16 protein-coding genes are annotated in these 25637 nt (G+C 45.6%); 7 read left to right on the top strand and 9 right to left on the bottom strand.

Features of this window, described 5'->3' with window-relative positions:
* The first annotated feature begins 138 nt into the window (after positions 1-138).
* Both radA and fusA read left to right on the top strand, forming a co-directional pair.
* Positions 139-1518: a DNA repair protein RadA gene (gene radA, locus CAG60_RS02825; RefSeq protein ID WP_004395905.1), complete on the top strand. Its 1380-nt coding sequence runs from the start codon at positions 139-141 to the stop codon at positions 1516-1518.
* A gap of 223 nt (positions 1519-1741) precedes the next feature.
* Positions 1742-3829: an elongation factor G gene (gene fusA / locus CAG60_RS02820; protein ID WP_004395904.1), complete on the top strand. Its 2088-nt coding sequence runs from the start codon at positions 1742-1744 to the stop codon at positions 3827-3829.
* A 221-nt stretch (positions 3830-4050) separates the two neighbouring features.
* On the opposite strand, the gene CAG60_RS02815 is transcribed toward fusA, so the two are convergent.
* From CAG60_RS02815 to CAG60_RS02790, 6 genes are all read right to left on the bottom strand, one after another.
* Positions 4051-5736 (bottom strand): AMP-binding protein, encoded by a 1686-nt coding sequence (locus tag CAG60_RS02815; protein WP_161438235.1) that lies wholly within the window; start codon positions 5734-5736, stop codon positions 4051-4053.
* 143 nt (positions 5737-5879) lie between these two features.
* The gene (locus CAG60_RS02810) at positions 5880-7037 is read right to left on the bottom strand and encodes an HD domain-containing phosphohydrolase (protein ID WP_161438234.1); all 1158 of its coding nucleotides are present in this window, start codon (positions 7035-7037) and stop codon (positions 5880-5882) included.
* A 97-nt stretch (positions 7038-7134) separates the two neighbouring features.
* Positions 7135-8280, bottom strand: a complete 1146-nt coding sequence (gene chrA / locus CAG60_RS02805; protein WP_161438233.1) for a chromate efflux transporter — start codon at positions 8278-8280, stop codon at positions 7135-7137.
* Between the two features lie 32 nt (positions 8281-8312).
* Entirely contained in the window at positions 8313-8864 is a 552-nt protein-coding gene (locus CAG60_RS02800; protein WP_154169045.1) for a gamma-glutamylcyclotransferase family protein, read from the bottom strand.
* A gap of 13 nt (positions 8865-8877) precedes the next feature.
* Complete coding sequence (locus CAG60_RS02795) at positions 8878-9813, bottom strand: zinc transporter ZntB (RefSeq protein ID WP_161438232.1); 936 nt, start codon at positions 9811-9813, stop codon at positions 8878-8880.
* A gap of 86 nt (positions 9814-9899) precedes the next feature.
* Entirely contained in the window at positions 9900-11351 is a 1452-nt protein-coding gene (locus tag CAG60_RS02790; RefSeq protein ID WP_161438231.1) for a RimK family protein, read from the bottom strand.
* 82 nt (positions 11352-11433) lie between these two features.
* On the opposite strand from CAG60_RS02790, the gene CAG60_RS02785 reads away from it, so the two are divergent.
* Entirely contained in the window at positions 11434-12534 is a 1101-nt protein-coding gene (locus CAG60_RS02785; RefSeq protein WP_161438230.1) for a GNAT family N-acetyltransferase/peptidase C39 family protein, read from the top strand.
* Positions 12535-12637: 103 nt separating this feature from the next.
* Here the strand turns inward: CAG60_RS02785 and dapD are convergent, their stop codons facing one another.
* The 3 genes from dapD to CAG60_RS02770 form a co-directional block, all read right to left on the bottom strand.
* Positions 12638-13669, bottom strand: coding sequence for a 2,3,4,5-tetrahydropyridine-2,6-dicarboxylate N-succinyltransferase (gene dapD / locus CAG60_RS02780; RefSeq protein ID WP_161438229.1), 1032 nt, complete (start codon positions 13667-13669; stop codon positions 12638-12640).
* A gap of 191 nt (positions 13670-13860) precedes the next feature.
* Positions 13861-14154 carry a YebG family protein gene (locus CAG60_RS02775; protein WP_004395895.1) on the bottom strand — a complete coding sequence of 98 codons (294 nt, stop codon included), beginning with the start codon at positions 14152-14154 and terminating at the stop codon, positions 13861-13863.
* 90 nt (positions 14155-14244) lie between these two features.
* The gene (locus tag CAG60_RS02770; protein WP_161438228.1) at positions 14245-15135 is read right to left on the bottom strand and encodes a LysR family transcriptional regulator; all 891 of its coding nucleotides are present in this window, start codon (positions 15133-15135) and stop codon (positions 14245-14247) included.
* 107 nt (positions 15136-15242) lie between these two features.
* Here CAG60_RS02770 and CAG60_RS02765 point away from each other — a divergent pair, with 107 nt between their 5' ends.
* The 4 genes from CAG60_RS02765 (at position 15243) to recD (ending at position 25629) form a co-directional block, all read left to right on the top strand.
* A complete protein-coding gene (locus CAG60_RS02765; protein WP_161438227.1) occupies positions 15243-16214 on the top strand; it encodes a TDT family transporter in 972 nt (323 codons plus the stop codon).
* Between the two features lie 101 nt (positions 16215-16315).
* Positions 16316-19765: an exodeoxyribonuclease V subunit gamma gene (recC, locus tag CAG60_RS02760; protein ID WP_161438226.1), complete on the top strand. Its 3450-nt coding sequence runs from the start codon at positions 16316-16318 to the stop codon at positions 19763-19765.
* Between the two features lie 99 nt (positions 19766-19864).
* Positions 19865-23479: an exodeoxyribonuclease V subunit beta gene (gene recB / locus CAG60_RS02755; protein WP_161438225.1), complete on the top strand. Its 3615-nt coding sequence runs from the start codon at positions 19865-19867 to the stop codon at positions 23477-23479.
* On the top strand, positions 23476-25629 hold the full coding sequence (gene recD / locus CAG60_RS02750; protein WP_161438224.1) for an exodeoxyribonuclease V subunit alpha: 2154 nt from the start codon (positions 23476-23478) through the stop codon (positions 25627-25629). The genes recB and recD overlap by 4 nt, the downstream gene beginning before the upstream one ends.
* The last annotated feature ends 8 nt before the right edge of the window (positions 25630-25637 follow it).

Below are 25637 nucleotides of genomic sequence, written 5' to 3'. Positions count from 1 at the left end.
AGTTAGGTTCTTTAATGATATCGGCATCATGCAGTTAATCTTTAACGATAACCGAAGTAAAATGTAGGCACAGTTGTCCGTTTCGTTAAGATGGCGCAAGCGGCTAAGTTACCATTTTTAATTAAGTATTGAGGATTCATGGTTAAAGCAAAACGAGCCTATGTATGTAATGAGTGTGGGGCAGATTTTCCGCGCTGGCAAGGTCAATGTAATGCATGTGGGGCTTGGAACACCATTTCTGAAGTTCGCTTGGCTGCTTCCCCTCAAGTTGCTCGCCATGAACGATTATCTGGTTATGCGGGAAATGCTACGCAAACGAGTGTGCAAACGTTAGCCGAAATCAACTTACAAGAAGTGCCTCGTTTTAGCAGTGGTTTTAAAGAGTTTGACCGAGTGCTAGGCGGAGGTGTGGTACCAGGGGCTGCGATTCTGATTGGCGGCAGCCCTGGGGCTGGTAAATCGACGTTACTTTTACAGACCATGTGTTTGCTTTCTGCGCAGATGCCAACTTTATACGTCACTGGAGAAGAATCATTACAGCAAGTTGCGATGCGTGCCGCCCGTTTAGGGTTACCCAAAGAACACCTGAAAATGCTTTCCGAAACCAACGTCGATCGTATTTGCCAAATTGCCGAGCAAGAGCAACCGAGAATAATGGTTATCGACTCGATTCAAGTTATGCACGTCGCGGATGTTCAATCATCACCCGGTAGTGTGGCTCAGGTTCGAGAATCGGCGACTGCTTTGACACGTTATGCCAAACAAAATAATGTTGCGGTGTTTATTGTTGGTCATGTGACCAAAGACGGTACCCTTGCTGGTCCTAAAGTGCTTGAGCATATTATTGACTGCTCGGTGTTACTTGATGGGGGCGCTGATAGTCGTTTTCGTACTCTTCGTAGCCATAAAAACCGTTTTGGTGCGGTTAACGAACTGGGCGTGTTTGCAATGACTGGGCAGGGATTAAAAGAGGTCAGTAACCCTTCGGCGATATTTCTGTCGCGTGGTGAGGAGGCGACCTCGGGCAGTTCAGTTATGGTAGTTTGGGAGGGGACTCGCCCGCTTTTAGTCGAAATTCAAGCATTGGTCGATTACTCTCAATTGGCCAATCCGCGTCGTGTTGCGGTTGGTTTAGAGCAAAATAGGCTCTCTTTGTTACTGGCTGTATTGCATAAGCATGGTGGTTTGCAAATGGCCGACCAAGATGTCTTTGTCAATGTCGTTGGCGGCGTAAAAGTTACCGAAACCAGTGCAGACCTCGCTCTATTAATGGCCCTACTGTCTAGCTTTCGTGATAAGCCGTTACCTAAAGATGTGGTGGTTTTTGGCGAAGTGGGATTGGCTGGGGAAATTCGTCCAGTGCCGAGTGGGCAAGAGCGTCTTAACGAGGCGCTCAAACATGGATTTAGCCGCGCAATTGTTCCAATGGCCAATATGCCCAAGGGCGGGATTTCTGGTATGCAAATTCATGGCGTGCGAAAACTTTCCGAAGCGATTGCCGCTTTTGATGAGCTGTGATAGCAAAATAAACAATGCGTATGTGTTTTTCGAAAGATTAGGTGTGATGAAACGGAGAGTTTTGTCGATATTTGCTCGCGTCTTGTGTGCGCATCACCTATATTTCATCAGCAACAGGTAGTCCTTGACTATTTTTTTTCAGCAAGCGATCGCAGGGGTATCAGTCTTGACAGATTATGCTATACTCTGCGCGCACTTTATACCTTATTAACAGAGTAAGACAATGGCAGATTTATCAAAATACAGAAATATTGGTATTTTCGCGCACGTTGATGCGGGTAAAACCACTACCACGGAGCGTATCCTTAAGCTGACTGGTAAAATCCATAAAATGGGCGACAGCCACGATGGTACTACAACCATGGACTTCATGGATCAAGAAGCTGAACGTGGTATCACAATCCAGTCTGCTGCGACTACCTGTTTCTGGAAAGACCACCGTTTTAACATCATCGATACTCCTGGGCACGTTGACTTTACAGTTGAAGTATACCGTTCTCTAAAAGTTCTTGACGGCGGTATCGGTGTATTCTGTGGTTCAGGCGGTGTTGAACCTCAATCAGAAACCAACTGGCGTTATGCGAACGATTCAGAAGTATCTCGTCTGATCTTCGTCAACAAGCTTGACCGCATGGGCGCAGACTTCTTCCGCGTTGTTGGCCAAATCAAAAATGTACTTGGCGCTACACCACTAGTGATGACACTACCAATCGGTCGTGAAGATGAGTTTACAGGTGTTGTTGATGTACTGAGCCAAAAAGCGTACATCTGGGATGACTCAGGTCTTCCAGAGAACTACGAAGTAACGGATATCCCAGCTGATTTAGTTGACCAAGCGGAAGAATACCGTGAAATGTTGATTGAAGCGGCTGTTGAACAAGACGACGAGCTAATGATGGCTTACATGGAAGGTGAAGAGCCTTCTCTAGAAGACATCAAACGTTGTATCCGTAAAGGTACTCGTGAACTTGCTTTCTTCCCAACTTACTGTGGTTCTGCATACAAAAACAAAGGTATGCAACTTATCCTTGATGCGGTTGTAGATTACCTACCAAACCCAACAGAAGTTCATGAACAAGAGTTGACGGATCCAGATACTGGTGAAGCCACTGGCGAAGTCGCTAAAGTTTCTGTTGATGAACCATTCCGTGCTCTTGCGTTTAAGATCATGGATGACCGTTTTGGTGCGTTAACCTTCGTTCGTGTTTACTCAGGTAAACTGAAGAAAGGCGATACCATTTTGAACAGTGCGACAGGTAAAACTGAACGTATTGGCCGCATGGTAGAAATGCACGCTGATGACCGTAATGAAATCGACTCTGCGCAAGCGGGTGACATCATTGCTATCGTTGGTATGAAGAACGTGAAAACTGGTCATACTCTGTGTGATCCTAAGCACGAATGTACTCTTGAGCCAATGATCTTCCCTATCCCAGTTATCTCTATCGCGGTTGCGCCTAAAGATAAAGGTGGTTCTGAGAAGTTAGGTGTTGCACTTGGTAAAATGGTTTCTGAAGATCCATCATTCCAAGTTGAGTCAGACGAAGAGACTGGCGAAACTATCCTGAAAGGGATGGGTGAACTTCACCTAGATATCAAAGTAGATATCCTTAAGCGTACGCACGGTATTGATCTTATTGTTGGTGCTCCTCAAGTTGCTTACCGTGAAACAATCACGAAAGCTGTTGAAGATAGCTACACGCATAAGAAACAGTCTGGTGGTTCTGGTCAGTTTGGTAAGATCGATTACCGTATCAAACCAGGCGAGCCAAACTCAGGCTTCAAATTCACTTCAACTGTTGTTGGTGGTAACGTTCCTAAGGAATTCTGGCCAGCGATTGAAAAAGGTTTTGCTGGTATGATGCAAGAAGGTGTTCTTGCTGGCTTCCCAACCTTAGACGTTGAAGTTGAATTGTTTGATGGTGGTTTCCACGCCGTTGACTCATCTGCAATTGCATTTGAAATCGCAGCGAAAGGTGCATTCCGTCAATCAATGCCTAAAGCTGGCCCACAACTTCTTGAGCCAATCATGAAAGTTGACGTGTTCACTCCTGACGATCACGTTGGTGACGTTATCGGTGACTTGAACCGTCGTCGTGGTATGATCAAAGACCAAGAAGCTGGTGTGACTGGTGTTCGTGTTAAAGCGGATATCCCACTATCTGAAATGTTTGGTTATATCGGTTCTCTACGTACAATGACATCTGGTCGTGGTCAGTTCTCTATGGAGTTCTCACACTATGCACCATGTCCAGCTAACGTAGCAGAAACCGTTATTGCTGAAGCTAAAGCGAAAAAAGAGAAGAAATAATTCTTCACTTTAAGCGCTAAAAACGCCCCGAACAGTGAATGCTGCTCGGGGCGTTTTGTTTACTGCGTTTTATGTTGTACAAGATGAAAAAGAGAAAAACTAAAATACCCCCAATCCTAACTGATGATAATAGGGGCAAAGTTTTCAGTAGTAAGATGGATCACTAAGTTTTTACTTTGATCATCGTTTTTCACTGTTCTAAAGAAGGACAGTTAGTGAGATTACTCTTCCCAAATCACGAGTTTGTCTTTAGGCCAATTCTGGCCTACGTCATGATATTTTTGCTCTAAGACATGACGTTTTATCTTTAGTGTTGGCGTAAGAATACCATTATCGATGCTCCACGGATCTTTGATCATCAATACGCCTTTTATCTGCTCATGAGATTCGAGTTTAGTATTCATTTTTTCGATAACGCGTTTCGTCGTGCGTTCATAACGCTCTCGATCAAAATCAGAGAAATTATGCGGCACAACCAAAAGTATCGGCGCTGGCAACCCTAAGCCAATTAAACACAGCATTTCTACTCGGCTGTATTCATACAATTTTTTCTCAATCGGGACGGGAGAAACAAACTTACCCTTGGCTGTTTTAAACGTATCTTTGATTCGTCCTTGGATCGTAAGATAACCATCAGAGTCAATTGAACCTAAGTCTCCAGTGTGTAACCAACCTTGAGCATCAAAAGCGTCTTTGGAAGCAATGTCATTTTTGTAGTACCCAGAAAATACCCCTTTACTATGAACGAGTATCTCACCGTCATCGGTAATTTTTAAGCGAACTCCTGGTCCAGCATGGCCAACCGTTCCTATTTTATCGGCCCGGAAGGGGTAATTGATCGTACTGTAGGCAAATGATTCGGTCATTCCCCATGCTTCAGTAATATTTAAGCCAAGGCTGTGGTACCACTCTAACAAGGCAGGAGAGACTGGGGCTGAGCCACAACCAAGGACTCGTGCTTGATCTAACCCTAAACCATCCGCTAATTTGCGTTTAATTAAGCTATTTATAAAAGGGATTTTGAGCAGAATATTCAGCTTTTTCTGCGGAAGTTTGTCTTGAATACGCTGTTGGAACAAAGTCCATAGCCTTGGTACTGAGATAAACAACGTTGGGCGATGCATTTTCACATCTTCAATAAACGTATCAAGTGACTCAGGAAAAGCGGTTAAAACACCACCTTGAATTGACGTGCCAAGAATGTAAACACGTTCGGTGATGTGTGCGAGAGGCAAATAAGAAAACAGGCGATCATCTTTTTGAATACCGATTTGAGCAATCAATTGTTGTACTGCCCAAGCAAAAGCACCGTAGGTTAGCATGGCACCTTTTGGTACGCCTGAGGTTCCTGAGGTATAAACAATCGACATCAGTTTATCATCATAATGTTCAGGCCGTTCTTCACTTGGGGGATACTGAGCAATTAAGTCTAGATATTGATGGTGGCACGCTGGTGCTGAAGCGTAAGGTAGAGCGATACTGATCAGCTCTGGCATTTTAGCTAAAACTTGGGCGGTGGCTTTACTGTCGTCTAATTTACCGACAATGATTATTTTACTTTCACTATGACTCGCACAATATTCAATGGTGTCAGCGCCGGCAGTAGGGAAAATGGGCACACTGACATAGTCACCGAGCATGATTGCTAAATCACATATGAACCACTCGGCGCAGTTTTTTGATATAAGCGCCACTTTATCACCAGGTTCAGCCCCTAAGGCGCGTAGTGCTGAAACGAGACGTAGTGCTTGATCAGCGACTTGAGCGAAGGTGTATTCAACAAATTGTCGATTAATGATTTGTTTCAAGTAAACGTCGTTGGGGCGAGTTTGCGCCCAAGTTAAGATCATTTCATTAGGGGGTGGGAGAGCGCACTTAGTTTGACTTAGATTTGTTAACGGATTCATTCTTTAACTCCATGTATGAGGCAATGGCTATTCTATTTATGTTAAAATTTTGTAAATAGTAGCATGGCTATAGGAGTGATGAAGGTTAATTAACTCACATTTGTTAATGACAACAGAGTGATACCTCACAAAAATTACTCAAATTAAGACGCTGGGGGTTCTCTATCTTTCGGATCGAGTTCTGGATAAGTCTCGCTAACCCGCTTTAAATAATCCTGATGATAACGCAGCGCGTTAACGCAGTGTTTATCTAGCTTACCGGATACGACCATTTTTTCTAGTTCCAACAAGGCAAATGGAACAGACCAAGCTTGTTTGTAGGGGCGATGGCTCGTTAGTGCATCGAAAATATTTGCGACAGCAATAATACGAGCGGAGATAGGAATGGCTTCTTGGGTTAAGCCATAAGGATAACCACTGCCATCAAGAAATTCATGGTGGTAGGCAACAATCTCTTTGAGTACGGCGATACTTGGATGTTCTGGTGAGCCAATGTCATCAATAATATCGTTGATGATCTCAATACCTTTTTCGATGTGTTGATTGAGTTGCTGTCTTTCATCTTGACCGAGTGAACAAGGTTTATTCAGTAATTCTGCCGGAATGGCCAGTTTGCCAATATCATGGCATTTAGAAAACTGGCTGATATTCTCTATTACCTCATCATCCAATTGGTAGACCGCTGCTACTTCTAGAGCTATGACACGCGCATAACGACTAATTCGTTCTTTGTGTTCTTTTGAATCTAACCAGTGTTCAGGTGATTTAGCGTTAATGGCTTTGGTTGCATTGAGCAGCGATTGGACTAAATCGTATTCTGAACTGACGACAAAACGTACGATATCAATATACGATTTGAGTTGTGCGTATTTTTCTGGGCTAAAGGTATTTTTTTGTTTTGAATTTAAAAAAATAAAACCAATGAACGTTTGATCATGGTAAACCGGTAAGGTCATTGAGGATTGAAAACCTTGTTCAAATAACCATTGGCTATGCGGAGTGGTATGATTAACTTCAATTGAAATATCATTGATATAGCGAACTTCAGCAGATTGTGCACACGCTTTTAAAATCGGTAGATTATCGAGGGGCACCGAGTAATGAAGCAGTTCAAAACCTTGATTATCGCTGTGAGCATAAGTTTTTAACTCGGTACTTTCTTCATCGTATAAAGCGAAGGAGATACGGGCGATATTCGGCTCTACCGTTAGCATCCGTTGATGGATATCGGTTAACTGATGGTTTAGTGTGCCCACTTTAGCAAAGAAGCTGGGTTTTTCTCCTTCATGGTACGTGTTCATTTGCCCCCCTTGCGGTGGAATAGTCATCGCCTTTAGTAAGTCTAGGCGATTCGCTGGAATTCACCGTGTTTGATCAGCAAAAAATCACTTCTTTTTGTTACAAAACGCCACGAATAAGTGCCGTTAACAAATAGAACATGACTAAACCAAGAATGGGCCACTTCATAATTTTAAGTAACCATAAACCGATCAGTAGTAAAGCAACATCCCAAGCGTTGAATACTGCACTGATAAACACTGGTTGATAAAGAGCAGCGAGTAATAATCCGACTACAGATGCGTTGACTCCGGTGAGAGCACCTGAAACGGAGGGAATATTAGCAAGATTTTGCCAGTGTTTGAGTACGCCTAAAAGCAGTAAAAATCCCGGTAAAAAGACGCCGATGGTAGCGATGATGGCTCCGGTGATCGGCGATGCGGGTAGCAAGTAGTAACCCAGATACGTTGCTAGTGTAAACATTGGCCCCGGCACCGCTTGAGCGGCAGCATAGCCAGTAAGGAAAGTATCGCTGCTTATTTGATCGGCTAACAAATTTTGCAACAGAGGCATGACGACATGGCCACCACCAAATACTAAGCTACCAGCATAAAAAAATTGTTCAAATAACATTAAACTCGCACTGGAGCTGACTAGCCATGGTAGGCCAAATAAAATCGCTACAAATAAAACTAAAGGCCACCACGTTGGTCGAAATGGAATGAGACTTGTCGTGGCAAACGGATTTTTTAGCCACTTCATGCCGATGATGGCAGCAAGGATTATGACCAAGATTTGCGCTAAGATACCGGGAAAACACAACAAAATGACCGCACTAAACAGACCTAAGCTGGCGGTGGTTTTTGTTCGGCAAAAGTTTTGATACATCCCCCATGTTGCCTCGGCAACGACCACGACAGCGAGCAGTTTTAATCCATGGATCAGTAGTGCATATTGGGAGGTATCAAGCCAATAGCGGCTGAAAGTGGCGAGTAATACCATTAGTATGATCGAAGGGAGAGTAAAGCCAATAAAGGCTAAACCAGCGCCCAGTAATCCGCCTCTCTGATAGCCGATCGCGAAGCCAACTTGACTTGAACCTGGGCCGGGTAAAAACTGACTTAAAGCGACGATCTGTCCATATTGTTGATCGCTCATCCACTTCAATTTTTCAACAAACGTGTGTCGAAAGTAGCCAATATGCGCCGCTGGGCCGCCAAAACTTATCCAACCGAGCGTAAAAAAGCGTATGAATATTTCCCACATTTTGTTCATCGTCCCAAGCGCGAATTGAATATTTAACGAACCTGAGCAATCAGTTGATCGATGTGTTCAAGGTCAGTGGCGTTGACACCGGCTAAGTTGCCATATTTAGGCATGGACCGATCATTTTCCCATGGTGCTTGCCAGCCTAAGGTATGTTCGACAAAATGGCGAGCAAACGCCTCAGAAACTTCCAAACACCCGGCGAGCACGGTATCAACGTAAGTTTGGACAATCGGACTGCGTGGACAAGGGGGCTGATATTGTTCGGTGACATAGACCCAAATCGCTTGATCGGTTTTAAGAGGATGCTGACAGTCTATGTGTTGATGAGAAAGTGCGATACGTTGATATCCACGTTCTCGGCGATCAAATTCAGCCAATCCAGCCTCATCGATTTCGAGCAGTACGCCATTCACTTGGCCTTGTCCCGGGTTAACCACTAAAGGTGAAATCAGATAGCTATCATCCACTTTTCCCCAATAACGCACTAAACCATGAACAATCGCTGGAATCGCTTGTCCGGTTTGGCCTGTCAGTTGACGCGAAGCTGAGTTCATTAAGCTTCCGTAACCGAAAATATACATAGTGAGTCCCCATTTAATTGGTTAAAAAACGCAAACGGCGCAATATCCAAAATTCCATCACAAAAATAGCAAGCAGACCAGCACAAAAGACCCCAAAAGCGATAGGAGAGTCAGTACCTGGTATACCTCCTACATTGACACCCAGCAGGCCCGTTAAAAAACTGGCAGGTAGAAAAATTGCAGCGATGACTGAAAATAAATAGGTATTTTGGTTCATTTTTTCAGCGTGATACTGACGCAATTCCCCTTTAATAATATCCAACTCACTCAGGAAAAAATCTAAGGTTTCATTAATCCGAGTAATGGTATTTACGCTATGTCGTAAGTTTAATTGCTTATGATTTGCCATCAATAGATTGGAGTTTTGATAATCCTCAAGCGCGTATTGCTGAGGTTTAATAAAGCGTTTGATTTTTAACAGTGCTTTATGGGTTTGGATTAAGGGATCGCTTAATTCGGTCTCACTTTCGAATCGAGTGATTTTCTCTTCGACGCTATCAAGATAGTCATCAATGTTTTTGCTTAAGCCATCAATAATAGTGACCAACACATCAGCAAGACTTTTCGGTCCATTGCCTTTTTGTAGTGCTTGGCTAATTAAATTAATGGTTTTTGAAGATATCTTACGGCTGGTAATCAAGGCGCCATGATAATAAAGAATACGCACACTGAGCATATCAGAAGGGTCGGCATTATCATTCAGGTTAACCCCTCGTAGAATCAGCAGAAAATGCTGTTCGTCGTACTGTTCAAATAGAGGTCGAGTATCTTCGGCGAGTAAACTATCGACGATAGAAAGAGGAATGGCATTATCGATTAGCCATTCACGCAACCCAGCTTTATCTCGTTGGCAGTGGTACCAGTGGTCCGCTTCAATTTTTTGGGGATGCAGAGAGAGTTGTATCGTAGGAGTCGTGGCAAAAGACCAATGATCGAGAAGAAAATCCATTGAGAATCCTTGTCCTTGATAAAATAAACCCAAGTGATGAGTTATCAACATCACTTGGGGAAAAGTGTTCATCGAATCAGAATAAACTAAAAACCACGCATCTGAATACGGCGTAAGAATTCTGTCATGATACGATCGTAGAGCAGATCGCCGAGAATCGCATCTTCAACTTGATGATCAATGCTCGGGTTATCATTGACTTCAATCACATAAACCTGTCCATCGATCTCTTTAAGATCGACGCCATACAGACCACTACCGATCAAGTTTGCCGCTTTTACCGCCACATCCACCACCGATTTAGGCACCTGCTTTAAATCGAAGGTTTCAAACCCACCCGATGAGACTCGGCCACTGCTGTGGTGCTGATAAATTTGCCAGTGTCCACGACTCATCATGTATTTACAGGCATAAATCGCTTGGCGGTTCATGACGCCAATTCGCCAATCAAAATCAGTCGGCATAAAAGCTTGAGCTAGGATCAGCGCGCTTTTGCTAAATAACGCATTGGCTTCTTTTTCAAGCTCTTGTTCATTACGAACCTTGACTACCCCACGAGAAAAAGCGCCATCGGGGATTTTCAGCACCATAGGGAAATCCAGTTGTCCCATCAAGTAGCTTTTCCAATCGTTATCAAACCCTTGTACGATAACACTCTTAGGCGCAGGAACTTTATTACGTTGCAGTAACTCGGTCAAAAATACCTTATTGGTACATTTCATGATCGATTCTGAATCATCCATCACGATCAGGCCCATTTTTTCCGCTGTTTTCGCAAAGCGATAGGTGTAGTTGCTAATATTAGTGGTGGCGCGAATGAATAGGCCATCAAACTCGCCCAAACGCGACAAATCATCAGGGGAGATCAATTCTAAGTTCATACCTAAGCGATTGGCGGCGCGGCGAAAACGCTTCAATGCAGAAGGATCGGAAGGCGGCATTTTTTCCTCTTCATCGACCAACATCGCGATATCGTAGCGATACTTCTTCTCCTGTTTCGGTCTGCGCCAGATTTTACTTGAGAACAGCTCTAATGACTCAATGAAGAAATCTTGCTCACTGTCTTGCAGATCTTGAAAAGGGAATGGTGCAATACTGTGAATTTGCCATTGTCCCTGAATTTTGGTCATTTTCAGTTCAATCACTGGCACCATAAACTGTTCGAACAGGCGCTGAGCCAGTTTTTCTAGACCAGATTCTGGTGTGCGTCCAAAGTAGATTTTACAGTGGATAGAGTCGATGTTTTTGCACAGCTTGTTAAGTTTTAAGAGTCCAGAGGACAGTAAAAACGGCTGGTTAATATCGTTAATTGCCATTACACGTGGGATCACTCGATGTCCACGGGCTTCAGCTAACAGAGAGCAGTAATATCCCGTACTCATGTAATCATAATCGCGACAAAGGTTCACCACCTGTACGCTGCGCTGTGAAGCTTTCCAGTCAGCATCTAAATATTGATCAACGCTGACGACTTGTTCTGAAGGGAAATACTGTTGCCAGTCACTGGCCTGATCGGTCACGATTAAAAGGTTTGCCATCGCTATATTCTTCCTAAATCAATAGGTCTATTATTGAGTCACAATCTTGCCAACCACTCTTTTCATCCTGTAAGGACGTCGTATGGACTTTCGTCTTGCGAAAAGTACTGATCTCGCTGCGCTTAATGCGTTAGAACAACAGCTGTTTGATGGAGATAAAATTTCTCCTCGTCAAATGAAGCGTTTTTTACATTCTAGCCATTCGGTGATTTTTGTCGCCGATTCCGGTACGGAGTTAGCTGGATATGCATTGCTACTATTTCATCAAGGTACACAGCTCTCAAGGTTGTATTCGATTGCCGTTAAACCTGATTTCAGAGGACGGAGGATTGCTCAAACGTTAGTTGAACAATGCGAGCGTGCTGCTCTTGATCAAGGTTTCACTACATTACGGCTAGAAGTTCGTGAAGACAATATAGCAGCAATAAAATTATATGAAAAAATGGGTTATCGCACTTTGAAGTGTTTGATCCATTATTACGACGATTTATGTGATGGTCGTCGGATGCAAAAACGTTTGACTCCTCATGGACCTAAAATTTTGCTACCGATGCCCCTTTATGTGCAAACCACACCCTTCACCTGTGGTGCCGCTTGCTTATTGATGAGTTTCTCTTGTTTACGACCCTCTTTTGAACTGAGTCGCACCCAAGAGCTTCAGTTATGGCGAGAAGCGACGACGATTTTCATGGCGGCGGGACACGGTGGCTGTAGTGGCCAAGGCTTAGCGTTAGCAGCAGCGAAACGAGGTTTTCATGTCGAGTTATGGAGCCAATCACAAAGTACCCCTTTCATTGATAGTGTCCGAGACCTCAATAAAAAACAGGTGATTGAGTTAGTGCATCTGGATTTTTGTGAGCAACTGGCTCATCAAGATGTGGCGATGATTGATGCTCCACCAACTCAGGATCAACTTGAAGCGTGGGTGACGCAAGGGGCTTGCGTACTATTGTTGATTAGCACCTATCGGTTTGATGGCAAAAAAGAACCTCACTGGATCATTTTAAGTGGCATGAGTGAAAAGTTTTTCTTTTTCCACGATCCTCACGCGGAATCTGAACAGCATGCGATGGCTTCGGCGTATGTTCCGGTTGGTAAAAAAGCCCTATCTCAGATCATCGGTTTTGGTAAGCAAAAGCAAACCGCTTGTGTGGTGATTAGCCCAGCCAATATTGCCCGTTAATTCGGTTCATCAGCGAACAATAGTGCAATAACAAAGGCTAGCTGACGCTAGCCTTTGTTTGGATAATCGAACGGGTTAAGCCGTTGAACTCATTGGATGAGACTTAGTTATTGCTATGCAACTCACTGTTTAGCTCAACCGCTGATTTATTGGCTAAACACTCGATTTGACCGGTGATCGAATTGCGGCGGAATAACAGGTCAGAGACACCAGCGAGTTCGCGTGCTTTGATGATCTCAACTTCTTGACCTTGGTTATCGAGCATGCGCACTTTGGTGCCAGCAGTCACGTACAGACCGGATTCTACCGTGCAGCGATCGCCAAGGGGGAAACCAAGACCGGCGTTGGCGCCAAGTAGTGAGTTCTCCCCAATCGAAACCACCACTTTGCCGCCGCCAGATAAGGTGCCCATGATTGACGCACCGCCACCAATATCAGAGCCATTACCTACAACAACCCCAGCGGAAATTCGTCCTTCCACCATGCTAACCCCTGTGGTACCCGCATTAAAGTTGATAAAACCTTCATGCATGACAGTCGTCCCTTCGCCAACATGTGCGCCAAGACGAACGCGAGCGGTATCAGCAATACGTACACCGGTTGGGACAATGTAATCGACCATTTTCGGAAACTTATCGACACAATCGACGCTCAATTGACGTCCGGCAAGGCGAGCTTCGATTTGACGCTCGGCAAGCTCTGGTAAATCAATCGGACCCTCATTGGTCCAAGCAATGTTATGCAATAGACCAAAAATGCCATCCAGTACTGTGCCGTGTGGTTGCACGAGACGATGAGAGATAAGCTGTAGTTTTAAAAAGCCTTCAGCGATTGAGCTTGGTTGTTGATCGGTAGCGAGCACCACCAAAATCAGTGGTTGAGTAGACAGCGCGGCTTTGCTGGCAAAAGCGGCATTGTCTGCTTGAGCATGAGTCGCAAAGGCATGAGCCAGTTGACCGCATTGCTCTGGTAAGATCTCAACTACTTGATTACCCGATTGATAATTGCAAATATCAGCCAATACTTTGATTAAATCATCACTTGGATTTAGAACTGGATGAGGGAAAAATGCCTCAATGATTTTTCCGTCACGATTGAGTGTGGCCGTACCAAAGCCTAGGGCAAAATTCGCCATTATGAGTTCTCCATTTTGGTGGTGTCAATTTCGTGGTCAATGACCGTAAGATGATCGTTATCTTAAAGAGAGTTTTATTCAGAGGAAAGGTGCAATACGTTATCCGTCCATCGAACGATATCGTCTGTCTTTTTAGCGATAGATATCCTTTCTAGGATAAAAAACCGCTGCTAGGCAGCGGTCAGAGTCAGTTAAGCAGCATCGTCGACAGAGTCATCACTCTCGACCGCTTTCGGTTTTTTCGGTGGCGTAGGCTTGCGCTTGGCACCGAGCGCGACCAGCACGTCTTCTTTGTTCTGTGCCAAGAACAGCGCTAACTCTTCTTGTTTACTTTCATCTTCAATCAGAGCGCTTTTACCTAATAATTCGAACAGCTCATCTGCCATATCGAGCATTTTGTCATAAGCATCAGCTTCGGCTTTCGAGGTAAAAGTCATTTTCTCTTCTCCGTTGCGCTCCACCACGTACTTAACGATGACGGCCATGGTTCATCCTCTATGTTGTGCTAAATAATTACTGGCTTTTTATACAGTTTTTATTCAATAAAGTCTAGATGAAGCCATCAAACTGAGAGGCTAGGCATTGGATTGATGACAAAAGGCGATAAAGCTTTTCAACAGCGGACTTTGGTACTTTTCTTTATGCACCAACACCCAAAAACGCCGTTGCATATCGAGAGGGACAGTCAGTTGCTTGACTCGCCCATCTTGTAACGCGCAGTGGGCCGCCAGCTGTGACAAACAACCGAGGCCTAATCCAGCTGAGACACTGTTAATCAATGCTTCGGTGGTATTGAGCTCGAAACTCTCTTGCCATTGCTCAATACGCGGCGCAACGACGCGCATAAAAAATTCTCGAGAACCAGAACCGGCCTCTCTTAGCACCCACTGGCTCTGTTCAAAATCGCTGAGCGTTAACGTTGATTTTTTGGCGAGCGGATGATCAGGGGCGCAGATAATACACATTTCATCTTGACCAAATTGACGCGAAATCAATTGGGGATGCAGGGTCTTGCCCTCGATTAAAGCAACGTCTAACTCATAATCGACCAGTTTTTGACAAATCAGTGCTGAATTAGAAATAAATAGGCTTTGTGCATGATGATCGTATTGGGAGCGAAAGACGCTAATTAAATAAGGCGCTAACTGGTTGCCAATCGTGTCACTGGCTCCAATCCGTAATTGCCCAGAGAGGGTATTTTGCTGATCAAACAGATGATGCAGATCTTTGGCGCGTCCCAGCAATTCATCGGCCAAAGGCAATAGTTTTTGTCCTTCTTGATTAAGGATTAACCGGTTGTTGACTCGATCAAACAGCGCATGTCCTAAGTGTTTCTCCAATTCCGCTAAAGCTGAACTCACCGCTGCTTTAGAGAGAAACAGAGCGTCTGCGGCTTCGGTTAGCGTTTTGTGTTGGGTGATGGTCATAAACACATTGAGTTGTTTGAGCGAAATCGGGCTGGCCATAGGTTGTTTAGTTTTATCGAACGTAGGTTATAAATAATCAGATATATTCAAACATTAAGCAAGGGTATCATGCGCGTATTGCGATAATAAGCCGTGTTGAGGTGAGTATGATTCAAGCAGCAAAAACAAAAGTGATGGGAGCGCCCACTCCCATGGCAGGATTGGCATTAGGTATTGCCAGTTTAGGTTGGAGCTGGGAAAACCTTGCCAATTTACAAGGCTACGGTCAGTGGCTTGGCGCTGCGCTAGCCAGTGTGTTATTGATTGTTTTAGCGTTTAAGTTTCTTTTGCATAATCATTTACTCCGCCAAGATTTGGCGCACCCAGTGGTGGGCAGCGTCGTGCCGACTTTTGCGATGGCGTGTATGGTGGTGTCTCATTCGGTGGGCCAATTTTCACCATTTTTCGGTGATGGACTGTGGTTACTGGCAGTGTTGCTGCATGTCATTTTCTTGGTGAGCTTTGTTTATCATCGTGCTAAAGCGTTTGAACTGCATCATATGGTGCCGAGTTGGTTCGTGCCACCCGTGGGGATCATTGTGGCTGACGTGTCATTTTCTGGTAACCCGCTATTGGCTCCGATTGCTCATGCAACCTTAATCTTTGGTATGTTGGCTTACGCGGTGATGCTACCGATGATGATTTATCGTTTTATGTTTACCCATCAAGTGCCAGATGCGGCTAAACCCACCTTAGCGATCTTGGCAGCGCCAGCGAGTCTCTCTTTGGCGGGTTATTTAACGGTTACCGCTGAGCCTTCCCCTGTGATCATTGCTTTACTGTTTGGTATTGCGGTGTTGATGACGGCGATTATTTACCTCGCGTTCACTCAATTACTGCGTTTACCTTTTAGCCCCGGTTATGCCGCGTTTACCTTTCCAATGGTGATTGGTGCCACGGCGCTGTTTAAAACGGCTCATTGGATGGAAAGCGTAAATATCGATCCTCACTATGTACAGCAGATACATGCGCTTGCCAGCTTTGAACTGATTGTGGCGACCGTGGTGGTTGGATACGTAGCGCTGCGTTATCTGATGTTCTATTTTCCAGCTCGTTCATTGGCTGGTCAGGCGGGATAATCGTCATGCATTAGGGTTAACAGACCCGAGGAAAATTATCCAGTTAACGGCACTTATGCTACTCTCAACCCTTATTAAGGGCAGAGTAGTGTGAGTGCATTGTGTTTACCGTTTATCATTCGAATAACGTTGAAATCCTCAAAACGCTGTTAGTGCAGTTGATCAAAAACGACCCGTTAGTGCACCCGTTTGACAAAGAAAAAATCTTGGTACAAAGCTCGGGCATGTCGCAATGGCTAAAGATGGCGTTAGCCAAAGAGCTGGGAGTGGCTGCGAATCTTGAGTTTCCATTACCGGCCAGTTTTATTTGGGAGATGTTTACCCAAGTCTTGCCTGAGGTACCACAGCGCAGTGCATTTAATAAAGAAGCAATGACGTGGAAGTTAATGCGTCTGCTGCCAAACCTACTCACTCATCCACAATTCACTGCCCTGCAACGCTATCTTGAGCGAGACGACGATCACTCTAAGCTATACCAATTGGCAGAGAAAATTGCCGATATTTTTGATGGTTATTTGGTGTATCGTCCGGATTGGATCGCTCAGTGGGAAGCGGGGGAGGTCGTTAAAGAACTCGATGACGAGCATCCTTGGCAGCCAATATTGTGGCAAGCCTTATATCAAGACACTGTCTATCAAGGTCAGTCCCATTATCATCGTGGCAATCTGTATCAAAGCTTTATTGAGCAATTGGCAGAGGGGGCATTAGATACCCGTCTGTTACCCAAGCGGTTATTTATTTTTGGTATTGCCTCTCTTCCTCCCCGTTATCTTGATGCACTAAAGGCATTAGGTGAGCAGATAGATGTCCACCTAATGTTTACCAACCCTTGTCAGCACTATTGGGGGGATATTCGCGATCGAAAAACCCTCGCTAAGCTGGACAGTCGACAGCGTAAAACTTTAGCGTTACAAGCCAATGCAATCCACGTTGAAAGTCAGCGATCGCCACTGAAAGGAGGCATTGAAGCGAATCTTGTTGATGAGCAGCATAACGAAGCTTCGGTCGGCAATGGTTTATTAGCCTCTATGGGCAAATTGGGCCGTGATAATCTCTATTTGCTGTCGCTATTGGATTGCGAAGAGCTGGAGCTGTTTATGGCCCCTGCTCGGGATAGTTTACTGCATCACCTGCAAGCGGATATTTTGCATTTAGAAGAACATCAAGATGATCAGCAACTTGATAATAGCCTGCACAAACAGATCATCGAGGTTGATGATTTTTCTCTCTCGCTTCATGTCTGCCATAGTCCAATGCGAGAAGTGGAAGTCTTGCACGATCAACTGCTGGCCATGTTTGATGCTGATCCAGATTTAAAACCGCGTGACATTATTGTCATGGTGGCAGATATCAATGCTTATAGCCCAGCGATTAGCGCCGTATTTGGCAATGCGCCTGGTGAGCGTTATATCCCTTACGCCATTTCAGATCGCACAGCCGATCAAGAAAGTCCTATCTTAAGTGCATTTATGCATTTGGTTAGTTTGCCAGAATCACGTTGCTTAGCCTCAGAGTTACTGGAATTACTCGAAACGCCAGCGATGATGGCTAAGTTCGCGCTTAATGAGCAAGAGTTCGCGCAAGCAAAATTATGGGTGGAAGCGTCTGGGATTCGCTGGGGGCTAAATGCTCGTACGGCAGATCAATTTGAACTGCCGCCAACCGAACAAAATACTTGGCAATTTGGCGTTGAGCGGATGTTACTCGGTTATGCCATGCCGCCCTCTGCGGGCTTATTTGAGCAAGGCGAACTGGCTTTAGCGCCTTACAATGAAGTGCAAGGATTGAATGCGGAGCTGGCGGGCAAATTGGCGCATTTTATTCAGCGAGTGAGTGATTACCGTGAGCGGCTCGCCAACACTCAGAGTATTGAACAGTGGCGAGCGCTGTTAGGGGAGCTACTGGATGACTTTTTTGTGGTTGATCTGCAAGGTGAGCTGGCGCTGAAATCGATTCGCGATACCTTAGCGCAATTAAAACAACAACTGGCGGATGCTAAATACGATCAAGCACTGGCACCGAGTATCATCATCCAGTATCTACGCAACAAATTATTAGGTACACGAGTCAGCCAGCGCTTTTTGGCAGGACAAGTGAACTTTTGTACCTTAATGCCGATGCGATCGATCCCCTTTAAAACGGTGTGTTTATTGGGCATGAACGATGGCGTGTATCCGCGAACCATGCCGAAAGATGGTTTTGATTTAATCAATGGACGTCCCCGAGCGGGGGATCGCTCGCGGAGAGATGATGATCGCTACCTATTTTTAGAGGCGTTGCTCTCGGCACAAAAAACGTTGTACATCAGTTACGTTGGTCGTTCGATTCAAGACAATACTGAACGTGTCCCTTCAGTTTTAGTCGCAGAGTTAATGGAGTATTGCCAACAAAATTACTGCTTGCAGGGCGATCAATCGTTGAGCAGTGATCGGTCGGCGGAACGATTGGTTGATGCGTTAACCACAACTCATGCCATGGTCCCGTTCAGTCCAGACGCATTTTTGACCCAACCCGGCAGTTACGCTAAAGAGTGGCTACCTGCGGCTAATCGTCAGGGACAATCCCGTGGTGAATTTAATCGTGCGCTCAGTGATTACTTAATTGAGGCAACATATCCTCTGAATTTAGAGCTTGTAGAGCTACAACGTTTTTGGCGTTTGCCAGTGCAATACTTTTTTAATCGCCGACTGAAAGTCACCTTTGAAGCGCCGCAGCCAGTGATGGAAGATGCAGAGCCTTTTACTTTGGATGGGCTAGAGAGTTATCAATTACGCGATCAACTCCTTGATGTTTTTCTTGAGCAGCCGAATTCTGAACATGCGATCGAACGTTTATTGGTTGAGCAGCGGGCGCAGGGTAAATTACCGATCGGTGCCTTTGGCGAGCTAGAATTTGAGACTAATCGTGCTCAAGCTCAAGCGCTAGCGGAGAAAATCGGTTTCTTATGTCACTCACCACTTGATGATCAAGAGATCAATCTGCGTTTTGATTTATTCGGTGAGGGCAAATCGGTTCAACTGACTGGCTGGCTGACTAAGAATTATCAAGCTGGATTAATGCGTTATCGCAGTGGTGCGATTCGTGCTCAGCATTATCTCGCGGCGTGGATCGATCATCTTGCTCTTGCTGCAATGGGAATCAATAAACCGACTCATGTGATTGGTTACGATCGCAAACAAGGCGTGCAGCATTGGGTTTATCCCCCCATCGCGGATGCCGATCACGCCAAGGCATTACTGACGGAGTTAGTGCGTTTATTTTATCAAGGCATGACCGAACCGTTGGCGTATTTTCCTAATACCGCATTAGCCAGTATTGAAGCGGGGTTTAGCCGTGGAAAGTGGGTCGATGATCGCGAAAAATCACTGAAAAAAATGGCGGAGACTTTTCATGATGGCTATATGACTCGTGGTGAAGGCAGTAATGTTTATATTGCGCGTATTTGGCCACAATGGCATGAAGAGTTAGCTGAGCAAGTCCGGTTATTGGCCAGTTTAGTCATTCAAGGACCCAGACTTGCGGCTCAGCAAGCGGCAGATGTTGAGCATTAATCGGATGATGCAAAGCCAGCTTACGTTTAGATCGTTATTGGGGTTTCGTCTTACATCGGTGTGCTGGTACACACCTGTGCATTCAAAGGTTAACGAGTTATGAGTATCTCTTCACCAGCGGTGGTGACACCGTTAGATCCGCTTACTTTTCCATTGCATGGCGCGCGATTGATTGAAGCATCGGCGGGAACTGGAAAAACCTTTACCATTGAGGCTTTATATTTACGTTTGTTGCTGGGCCATGGCAATGCAGACACTCGTCATCCAACGCCGCTGACGGTTGATCAAATTTTGGTGGTGACGTTTACCGAAGCGGCAACCGCTGAATTGCGCGATCGCATTCGTCAGCGGATCCATCAGGCGCGAATCGCTTTTTTACGTGGTTCTAGTGATGATCCCGTCATTCAAGGTTTGTTGGCCGATTATGCCGATCGACCTGGGGTCGCAAAAGTATTACTGCAAGCCGAACGACAAATGGATGAAGCCGCCGTTTATACGATTCATGGTTTTTGTCAGCGGATGCTGACGCAAAATGCCTTTGAATCAGGAAGCCGATTTAGTAACGAATTTGTCACCGATGAAAGCCAGTTGAAAGCGCAAGTCGTGGCCGATTATTGGCGTCGTCAGTTTTATCCATTACCATTGAACCTGGCGGCCGAAGTCCGTCGTTTGTGGCCTTCGCCACAAGCCTTATTGGATAAAATTGGTGGTTATTTAACGGGGGTTCCGCTAACGCTATCGGTTGAAGCCATGAAGGGTGATTTAACGGCACTTTATCACGATGGCCTATCACGGATTGCTGATTTGAAACAGCAATGGTTGGCGTCATGTCGCGATCTCCCTTCATCGATTCAAGACTCTGATTTACATGCCGCGACTAAAAAAGCGCTATTAACACGGCTAGAGTTGTTGAATGTGTGGGCAAATCAGCCTCACCATCAGTTCGATTTACCCAGTGAATTATCAGACTTTGCTCAAAGTGCGCTGGAGGCTAAAGCTAAAAAAGGCAATCCCCCCCAACATGCTCTGTTTACGATTATTGAGCAGTTTTTACAAACGCCGATCAGTTTAGCTGCGCCATTATTGGCCCACGCGATCCTCCATTGTCGAGATCGGCTCGCTGAAGCCAAAGCGCAAAAACAGTGGTTATCGTTTGATGATCTGTTAACTCAGTTATCGGCTGCGATTGATCACGATCAGCTTGGTTTACTGACTGAGCGGATTCGCACACTTTATCCAGTGGCGATGATTGATGAGTTTCAAGATACCGATCCGCTGCAATACAGCATTTTCAGCCGAATTTATCTCCCCAAAGCAGAATGTGGTTTATTGATGATTGGCGACCCGAAACAGGCGATTTATGGTTTTCGGGGGGCGGATATTTTCACGTACATCAAAGCTCGTCAGCAGGTCAGTGCGCATTACACGTTAGGCACTAACTGGCGCTCTAGTGCGCAGATGGTGAGCGCGGTTAACCAGTTATTTAGCTCATCTGCTAGCCCTTTTATGTATGATCAAGACATTCCGTTTTTGCCTGTTGCCGCTAGCCCGAATGCGGATAAGCGACAATGGTTACTTAACGGGCAGAGTCAACCGGCATTAACTTACTGGCTGCAAGAGGCCGATAAGCCACTTCCAAAAAATGAATACCTATCCTGTATGGCTAAAGCGTGTGCGAGTCACATTCAAACCATTTTGAGTGCGGCGCAGCACCATCAAGCGTATTTTGAAACGGGCAAAGGCCAAAAAATAGTTCAAGCTGGCGATATTGCTGTGTTAGTGCGTACGGGTAACGAAGGGCGGATGATCAAACAAGCGCTCGCCGAACAAGGGATTGCCAGTGTTTATCTTTCAAATCGTGATAGCGTTTTTAGCAGTGATGTCGCGCAGGATCTCCAACGCCTATTGCAAGCGGTATTAACCCCAGACGATGATCGTACTTTACGCGCCTGTTTAGCATCGCCCTTATTTGCTTTCGATGCTGCCAGCCTAGATGCACTCAACAATGACGAAGTGGTTTGGGAAAACGCAGTCAATGAGTTTAAAGCCTATCGACAACTGTGGATTGAACGTGGTGTATTGCCGATGCTGCGCAGTGTGATGAGTAAGCGTCATCTCGCCGAACGTTGGTTGGAAGAGCAGAATGGCGATCGTTTATTGACGGATTTCATGCACATCGGTGAGCTACTTCAGCAGGCACGACAAGAGATAGAGAGTGATCACGGCCTGTTGCGTTGGTTGGCTCAGTCGATCAGTGATGCCGAGCAAGGGATCGGCGGTCGAGATGAGCAGATTCAACGTTTAGAGTCGGAACAAAACTTAGTACAAATCGTCACCATTCACAAATCGAAGGGATTGGAGTATGACTTAGTCTTTTTGCCATTTGTGGCTGGCTATCGAGAGGCCAGCGAAGGTAAGTATTATGATTCAGTCAACGATCAAACCGTGCTTGATATTACTGACAGCTCGGCAGCGCTTGAGCAAGCGGATAAAGAACGGCTGGCTGAAGACCTGCGCTTGATCTACGTAGCCTTGACTCGCGCGGTGTATGGTTGTTTTATTGGCTTGGCACCGCTGCGTAATGGCCGCTCGACTAAAGAGCCGACAGGCGTTCACTTAAGTGCGATTGGTTATTTACTGCAAAATGGTCAAGAGGCGGGTATTGCCGAACTCCATTCGGCGCTTAACGCGCAAGTAAGCGATGCTATTGTGGTCACCGCTCCTCCGCCACCACAGAGCGAACCCTTCACGGCGTTGGTGGCCGAGAAACCGATCTTGAAAGCTCAGACTTTGCATACGCATATCGATCGCCATTGGCGTTTGACCAGTTACTCGGCGTTGGTAAAACATTCGAGCAAGCTGGCTTATGATGAGGCGAGCTTGGAAATATCCGGTTTTGATATCGATTCGGGCGATGAACAGAATCAAGCTCTATTACTGGAACCAGAACGCTCTATTTTTACTTTTCCCCGCGGCGCGACACCGGGAACCTTTTTACACAGTTTGTTTGAAGAGGTTGAGTTTACCGAATCGGCCAGCAGCGATGAGAATCAGCAACGAATCATTGAATTGATGGAACGAGAGCACATTGAGCTTGAGTGGTTACCGGTTTTACAACAGTTAGTTGATACCGTATTAGCTACGCCGCTCGATGGAAAAGCATTACGCTTGAATCAAAAAACCGCCCAACAACGATTGGTGGAAATGGAGTTTTTATTACCGGTCGAAGTGCTGAGCGCTCCCGCTTTAAATCGAATAATTCAACGCTATGATCCCTTGTCCGCTAAGGCTGGGGAACTGGGGTTTTATCCTGTACAAGGCATGCTCAAAGGTTTTATTGATTTGGTATTTGAACATCAAGGTAAATATTATTTGTTGGATTGGAAATCCAATCATCTCGGAGATGAGATCGGTGCTTATCATGGTGAGCGTTTAAGAGCGGCGATGGTCGAGCATCGTTATGATCTGCAATATCAGCTTTATGCATTAGCGCTGCATCGATTTTTGCGTAGTCGTCTCGCCGATTATGATTATCAGCGTCATTTTGGCGGTGTGTATTATCTGTTTTTACGCGGTATTGATGGTCAGTCTGAACACGGTATTTTCTTTAATAAACCAAGTAGTGAACTGCTGGATGAGATGGACAGATTGATGGATGGAGAAGCCACTCATGTCCGAGCGACGAACGCTGGACAAATGGAGTTGGATTTATGACTGGTTCACTAATGACACTACTGGAACCCTTAGCCGAAAAGGGGGCGCTACGCCAACTGGATTATCAATTTGCGCGATTTATTGCTCAAAAAAGCAGGTCTCAATTAGGCGATGAAGATAGCCAAGCGCTCGGTTTTATTGCCGCGCTGGTCAGCGCAGAGTTAGCTAAAGGGCATATTTGCTTGCCACTGTTTCGTGAACAGGCAACCGCTACTGAGTCATTACTCTTAACTCCGGCTGATTTCAGTGCCAAGTTAGGTTTATTTGGTGATGCGGCGCTGGTGGTTAATCAGCAGTTGCAAGCCATAGATTGGCTTGGGGTTTTGCAGCGTTCGAGTTTGGTTGGTCAGCAAGGGGAAGCGGTCCCGTTAATGTTTGATGGTCAGCGTCTTTATCTGCATCGTTATTGGTACTATGAAGTGACCTTAGCGCAGCGTTTACTCAGCTTTGGGTCACCAATGAGCTTAAAGCCTACTGATGTCCAAAAGCTGAAAGCATTGCTCGATGGCTTATTTGCTCGTCAACACCATCGGTTGCTTGAGGCTTTGCTGGCACAGTCCGCCACGGCGACCCCATTAACTCGCCAACAGCTGGTGTGTGACTTTCTGGATGTGGTGAGTCCGCAAGAATTGGATTGGAGTGCGATTGATTCTGTAGTCAGCGCAGCTCGTCACGTGAAAGATCTGATCCACTTAGATATGCTGATCCCGCAACAGGCTTGTATTAATTGGCAGAAAGTGGCGGCCGCGGTGGCGCTTACGCGTCGTTTTGCGGTGATATCCGGAGGGCCGGGGACGGGAAAAACCACTACGGTAACCAAATTGCTCGCCGCGTTAATCGCTCAAGCTCAGCAAAACGGTAGCATGCCTAGTATTAAGCTTGTTGCGCCGACTGGCAAAGCTGCAGCACGTTTAACAGAGTCGATTGGTAAAGCCGTGGCTGAGTTAGCGGTTGAGCCGGCGCTAAAAGCCGCGATCCCTAGTGAATCAAGTACGTTACATCGATTACTCGGTCCGATCCCTCACAGCGTGGAATTTCGTCACCATCAGCGCAACCCGCTGCATCTTGATATTTTAGTGGTTGATGAAGCTTCGATGGTGGACTTACCCATGATGGTGAAACTGATCGAAGCGCTGCCTAAACACGCCCGTTTAATTTTGTTAGGTGATAAAGATCAATTAGCGTCTGTGGAAGCGGGAGCGGTCTTGGGCGATATCTGTTCGTTTTTGGCCTTAGGATACAGTCGTTCGCAAAGTGAACAACTGTCGGCATTAACCGGCTATCAAGGGTTCACCGGACATTCGCAAGCGAACGTCAACCCTATCGCTGACAGTTTATGCATGTTGCAAAAAAGCTACCGCTTTGATGTACGCTCTGGCATTGGTCAGTTGGCTAAAGCGATCAATCGTGGCCAACCGAGCGCGGTCGATGAGGTATTAAAACGGGATTATGGCGACATTACTCATCATCCACTCACCAGCGACCAGTATAATCAGATGTTGCAAACAGTGGTTGAAGAGTATGGTCACTATTTACGTCGTCTTGAGCGCGTTATGATTGATCCCTCTAGCGCTGCGCCAGAAACGCAGGCCCAACAAGCGAAAGCGGCGCTGGATTGTTTCAATCAGTGTCGTGTTTTGTGCGCAGTCCGTGAAGGGGATTTTGGGGTGAATGGCTTAAATCAACGCATCGAGCGAGCACTCGCGGCGCGTCGCTTGATTGATATGCAAGATGAGCTTTGGTATCACGGCCGACCCGTGATGGTCACTCGTAATGATCACAGCTTAGGGTTATACAATGGCGATATTGGTTTATGCATATTAGACAGGAGTGAAGACGAACCCCGTTTGAAGGTCTATTTTGAATTACCGGATGGCAGTGTAAAGGCGATTTTACCGAGCCGCGTCCCTGAACATGAAACCGCCTATGCCATGACCATACATAAATCCCAGGGCAGTGAATTCGACTTAACGTTACTGATTTTACCGCCTGATTTTAGTCCGATATTAACTCGCGAGTTGATCTACACTGGAGTAACTCGTGCGAAAAAACGATTAATCCTCTTGAGTGATTTACCGATCATGAAACGCGCGGTTCAGTTAAAAACGGAGCGTGCCAGTGGTTTAGTGGCTAAATTAACCGTCTCTTAATCCGTTAT

It is taken from the genome of Vibrio sp. V33_P6A3T137, assembly GCF_009904835.1.
GTDB lineage: Bacteria > Pseudomonadota > Gammaproteobacteria > Enterobacterales > Vibrionaceae > Vibrio > Vibrio metschnikovii.
Note: the sequence above shows the minus strand (reverse complement) of the source record. Positions and strands in the feature narration are given on the sequence as shown.

What these genes read in the sequence shown, in the direction of transcription:
- CAG60_RS02765 (WP_161438227.1), top strand. Translation starts at nt 15,243, where the DNA reads ATGATTCAAGCAGCAAAAACAAAAGTGATGGGAGCGCCCACTCCCATG.
- CAG60_RS02815 (WP_161438235.1), bottom strand. Translation starts at nt 5,736, where the DNA reads ATGAATCCGTTAACAAATCTAAGTCAAACTAAGTGCGCTCTCCCACCC.
- CAG60_RS02775 (WP_004395895.1), bottom strand. Translation starts at nt 14,154, where the DNA reads ATGGCCGTCATCGTTAAGTACGTGGTGGAGCGCAACGGAGAAGAGAAA.
- recD (WP_161438224.1), top strand. Translation starts at nt 23,476, where the DNA reads ATGACTGGTTCACTAATGACACTACTGGAACCCTTAGCCGAAAAGGGG.
- chrA (WP_161438233.1), bottom strand. Translation starts at nt 8,280, where the DNA reads ATGTGGGAAATATTCATACGCTTTTTTACGCTCGGTTGGATAAGTTTT.
- CAG60_RS02785 (WP_161438230.1), top strand. Translation starts at nt 11,434, where the DNA reads ATGGACTTTCGTCTTGCGAAAAGTACTGATCTCGCTGCGCTTAATGCG.
- CAG60_RS02800 (WP_154169045.1), bottom strand. Translation starts at nt 8,864, where the DNA reads ATGTATATTTTCGGTTACGGAAGCTTAATGAACTCAGCTTCGCGTCAA.
- radA (WP_004395905.1), top strand. Translation starts at nt 139, where the DNA reads ATGGTTAAAGCAAAACGAGCCTATGTATGTAATGAGTGTGGGGCAGAT.
- CAG60_RS02810 (WP_161438234.1), bottom strand. Translation starts at nt 7,037, where the DNA reads ATGAACACGTACCATGAAGGAGAAAAACCCAGCTTCTTTGCTAAAGTG.
- recB (WP_161438225.1), top strand. Translation starts at nt 19,865, where the DNA reads ATGAGTATCTCTTCACCAGCGGTGGTGACACCGTTAGATCCGCTTACT.
- CAG60_RS02770 (WP_161438228.1), bottom strand. Translation starts at nt 15,135, where the DNA reads ATGGCCAGCCCGATTTCGCTCAAACAACTCAATGTGTTTATGACCATC.
- fusA (WP_004395904.1), top strand. Translation starts at nt 1,742, where the DNA reads ATGGCAGATTTATCAAAATACAGAAATATTGGTATTTTCGCGCACGTT.
- dapD (WP_161438229.1), bottom strand. Translation starts at nt 13,669, where the DNA reads ATGGCGAATTTTGCCCTAGGCTTTGGTACGGCCACACTCAATCGTGAC.
- CAG60_RS02790 (WP_161438231.1), bottom strand. Translation starts at nt 11,351, where the DNA reads ATGGCAAACCTTTTAATCGTGACCGATCAGGCCAGTGACTGGCAACAG.
- CAG60_RS02795 (WP_161438232.1), bottom strand. Translation starts at nt 9,813, where the DNA reads ATGGATTTTCTTCTCGATCATTGGTCTTTTGCCACGACTCCTACGATA.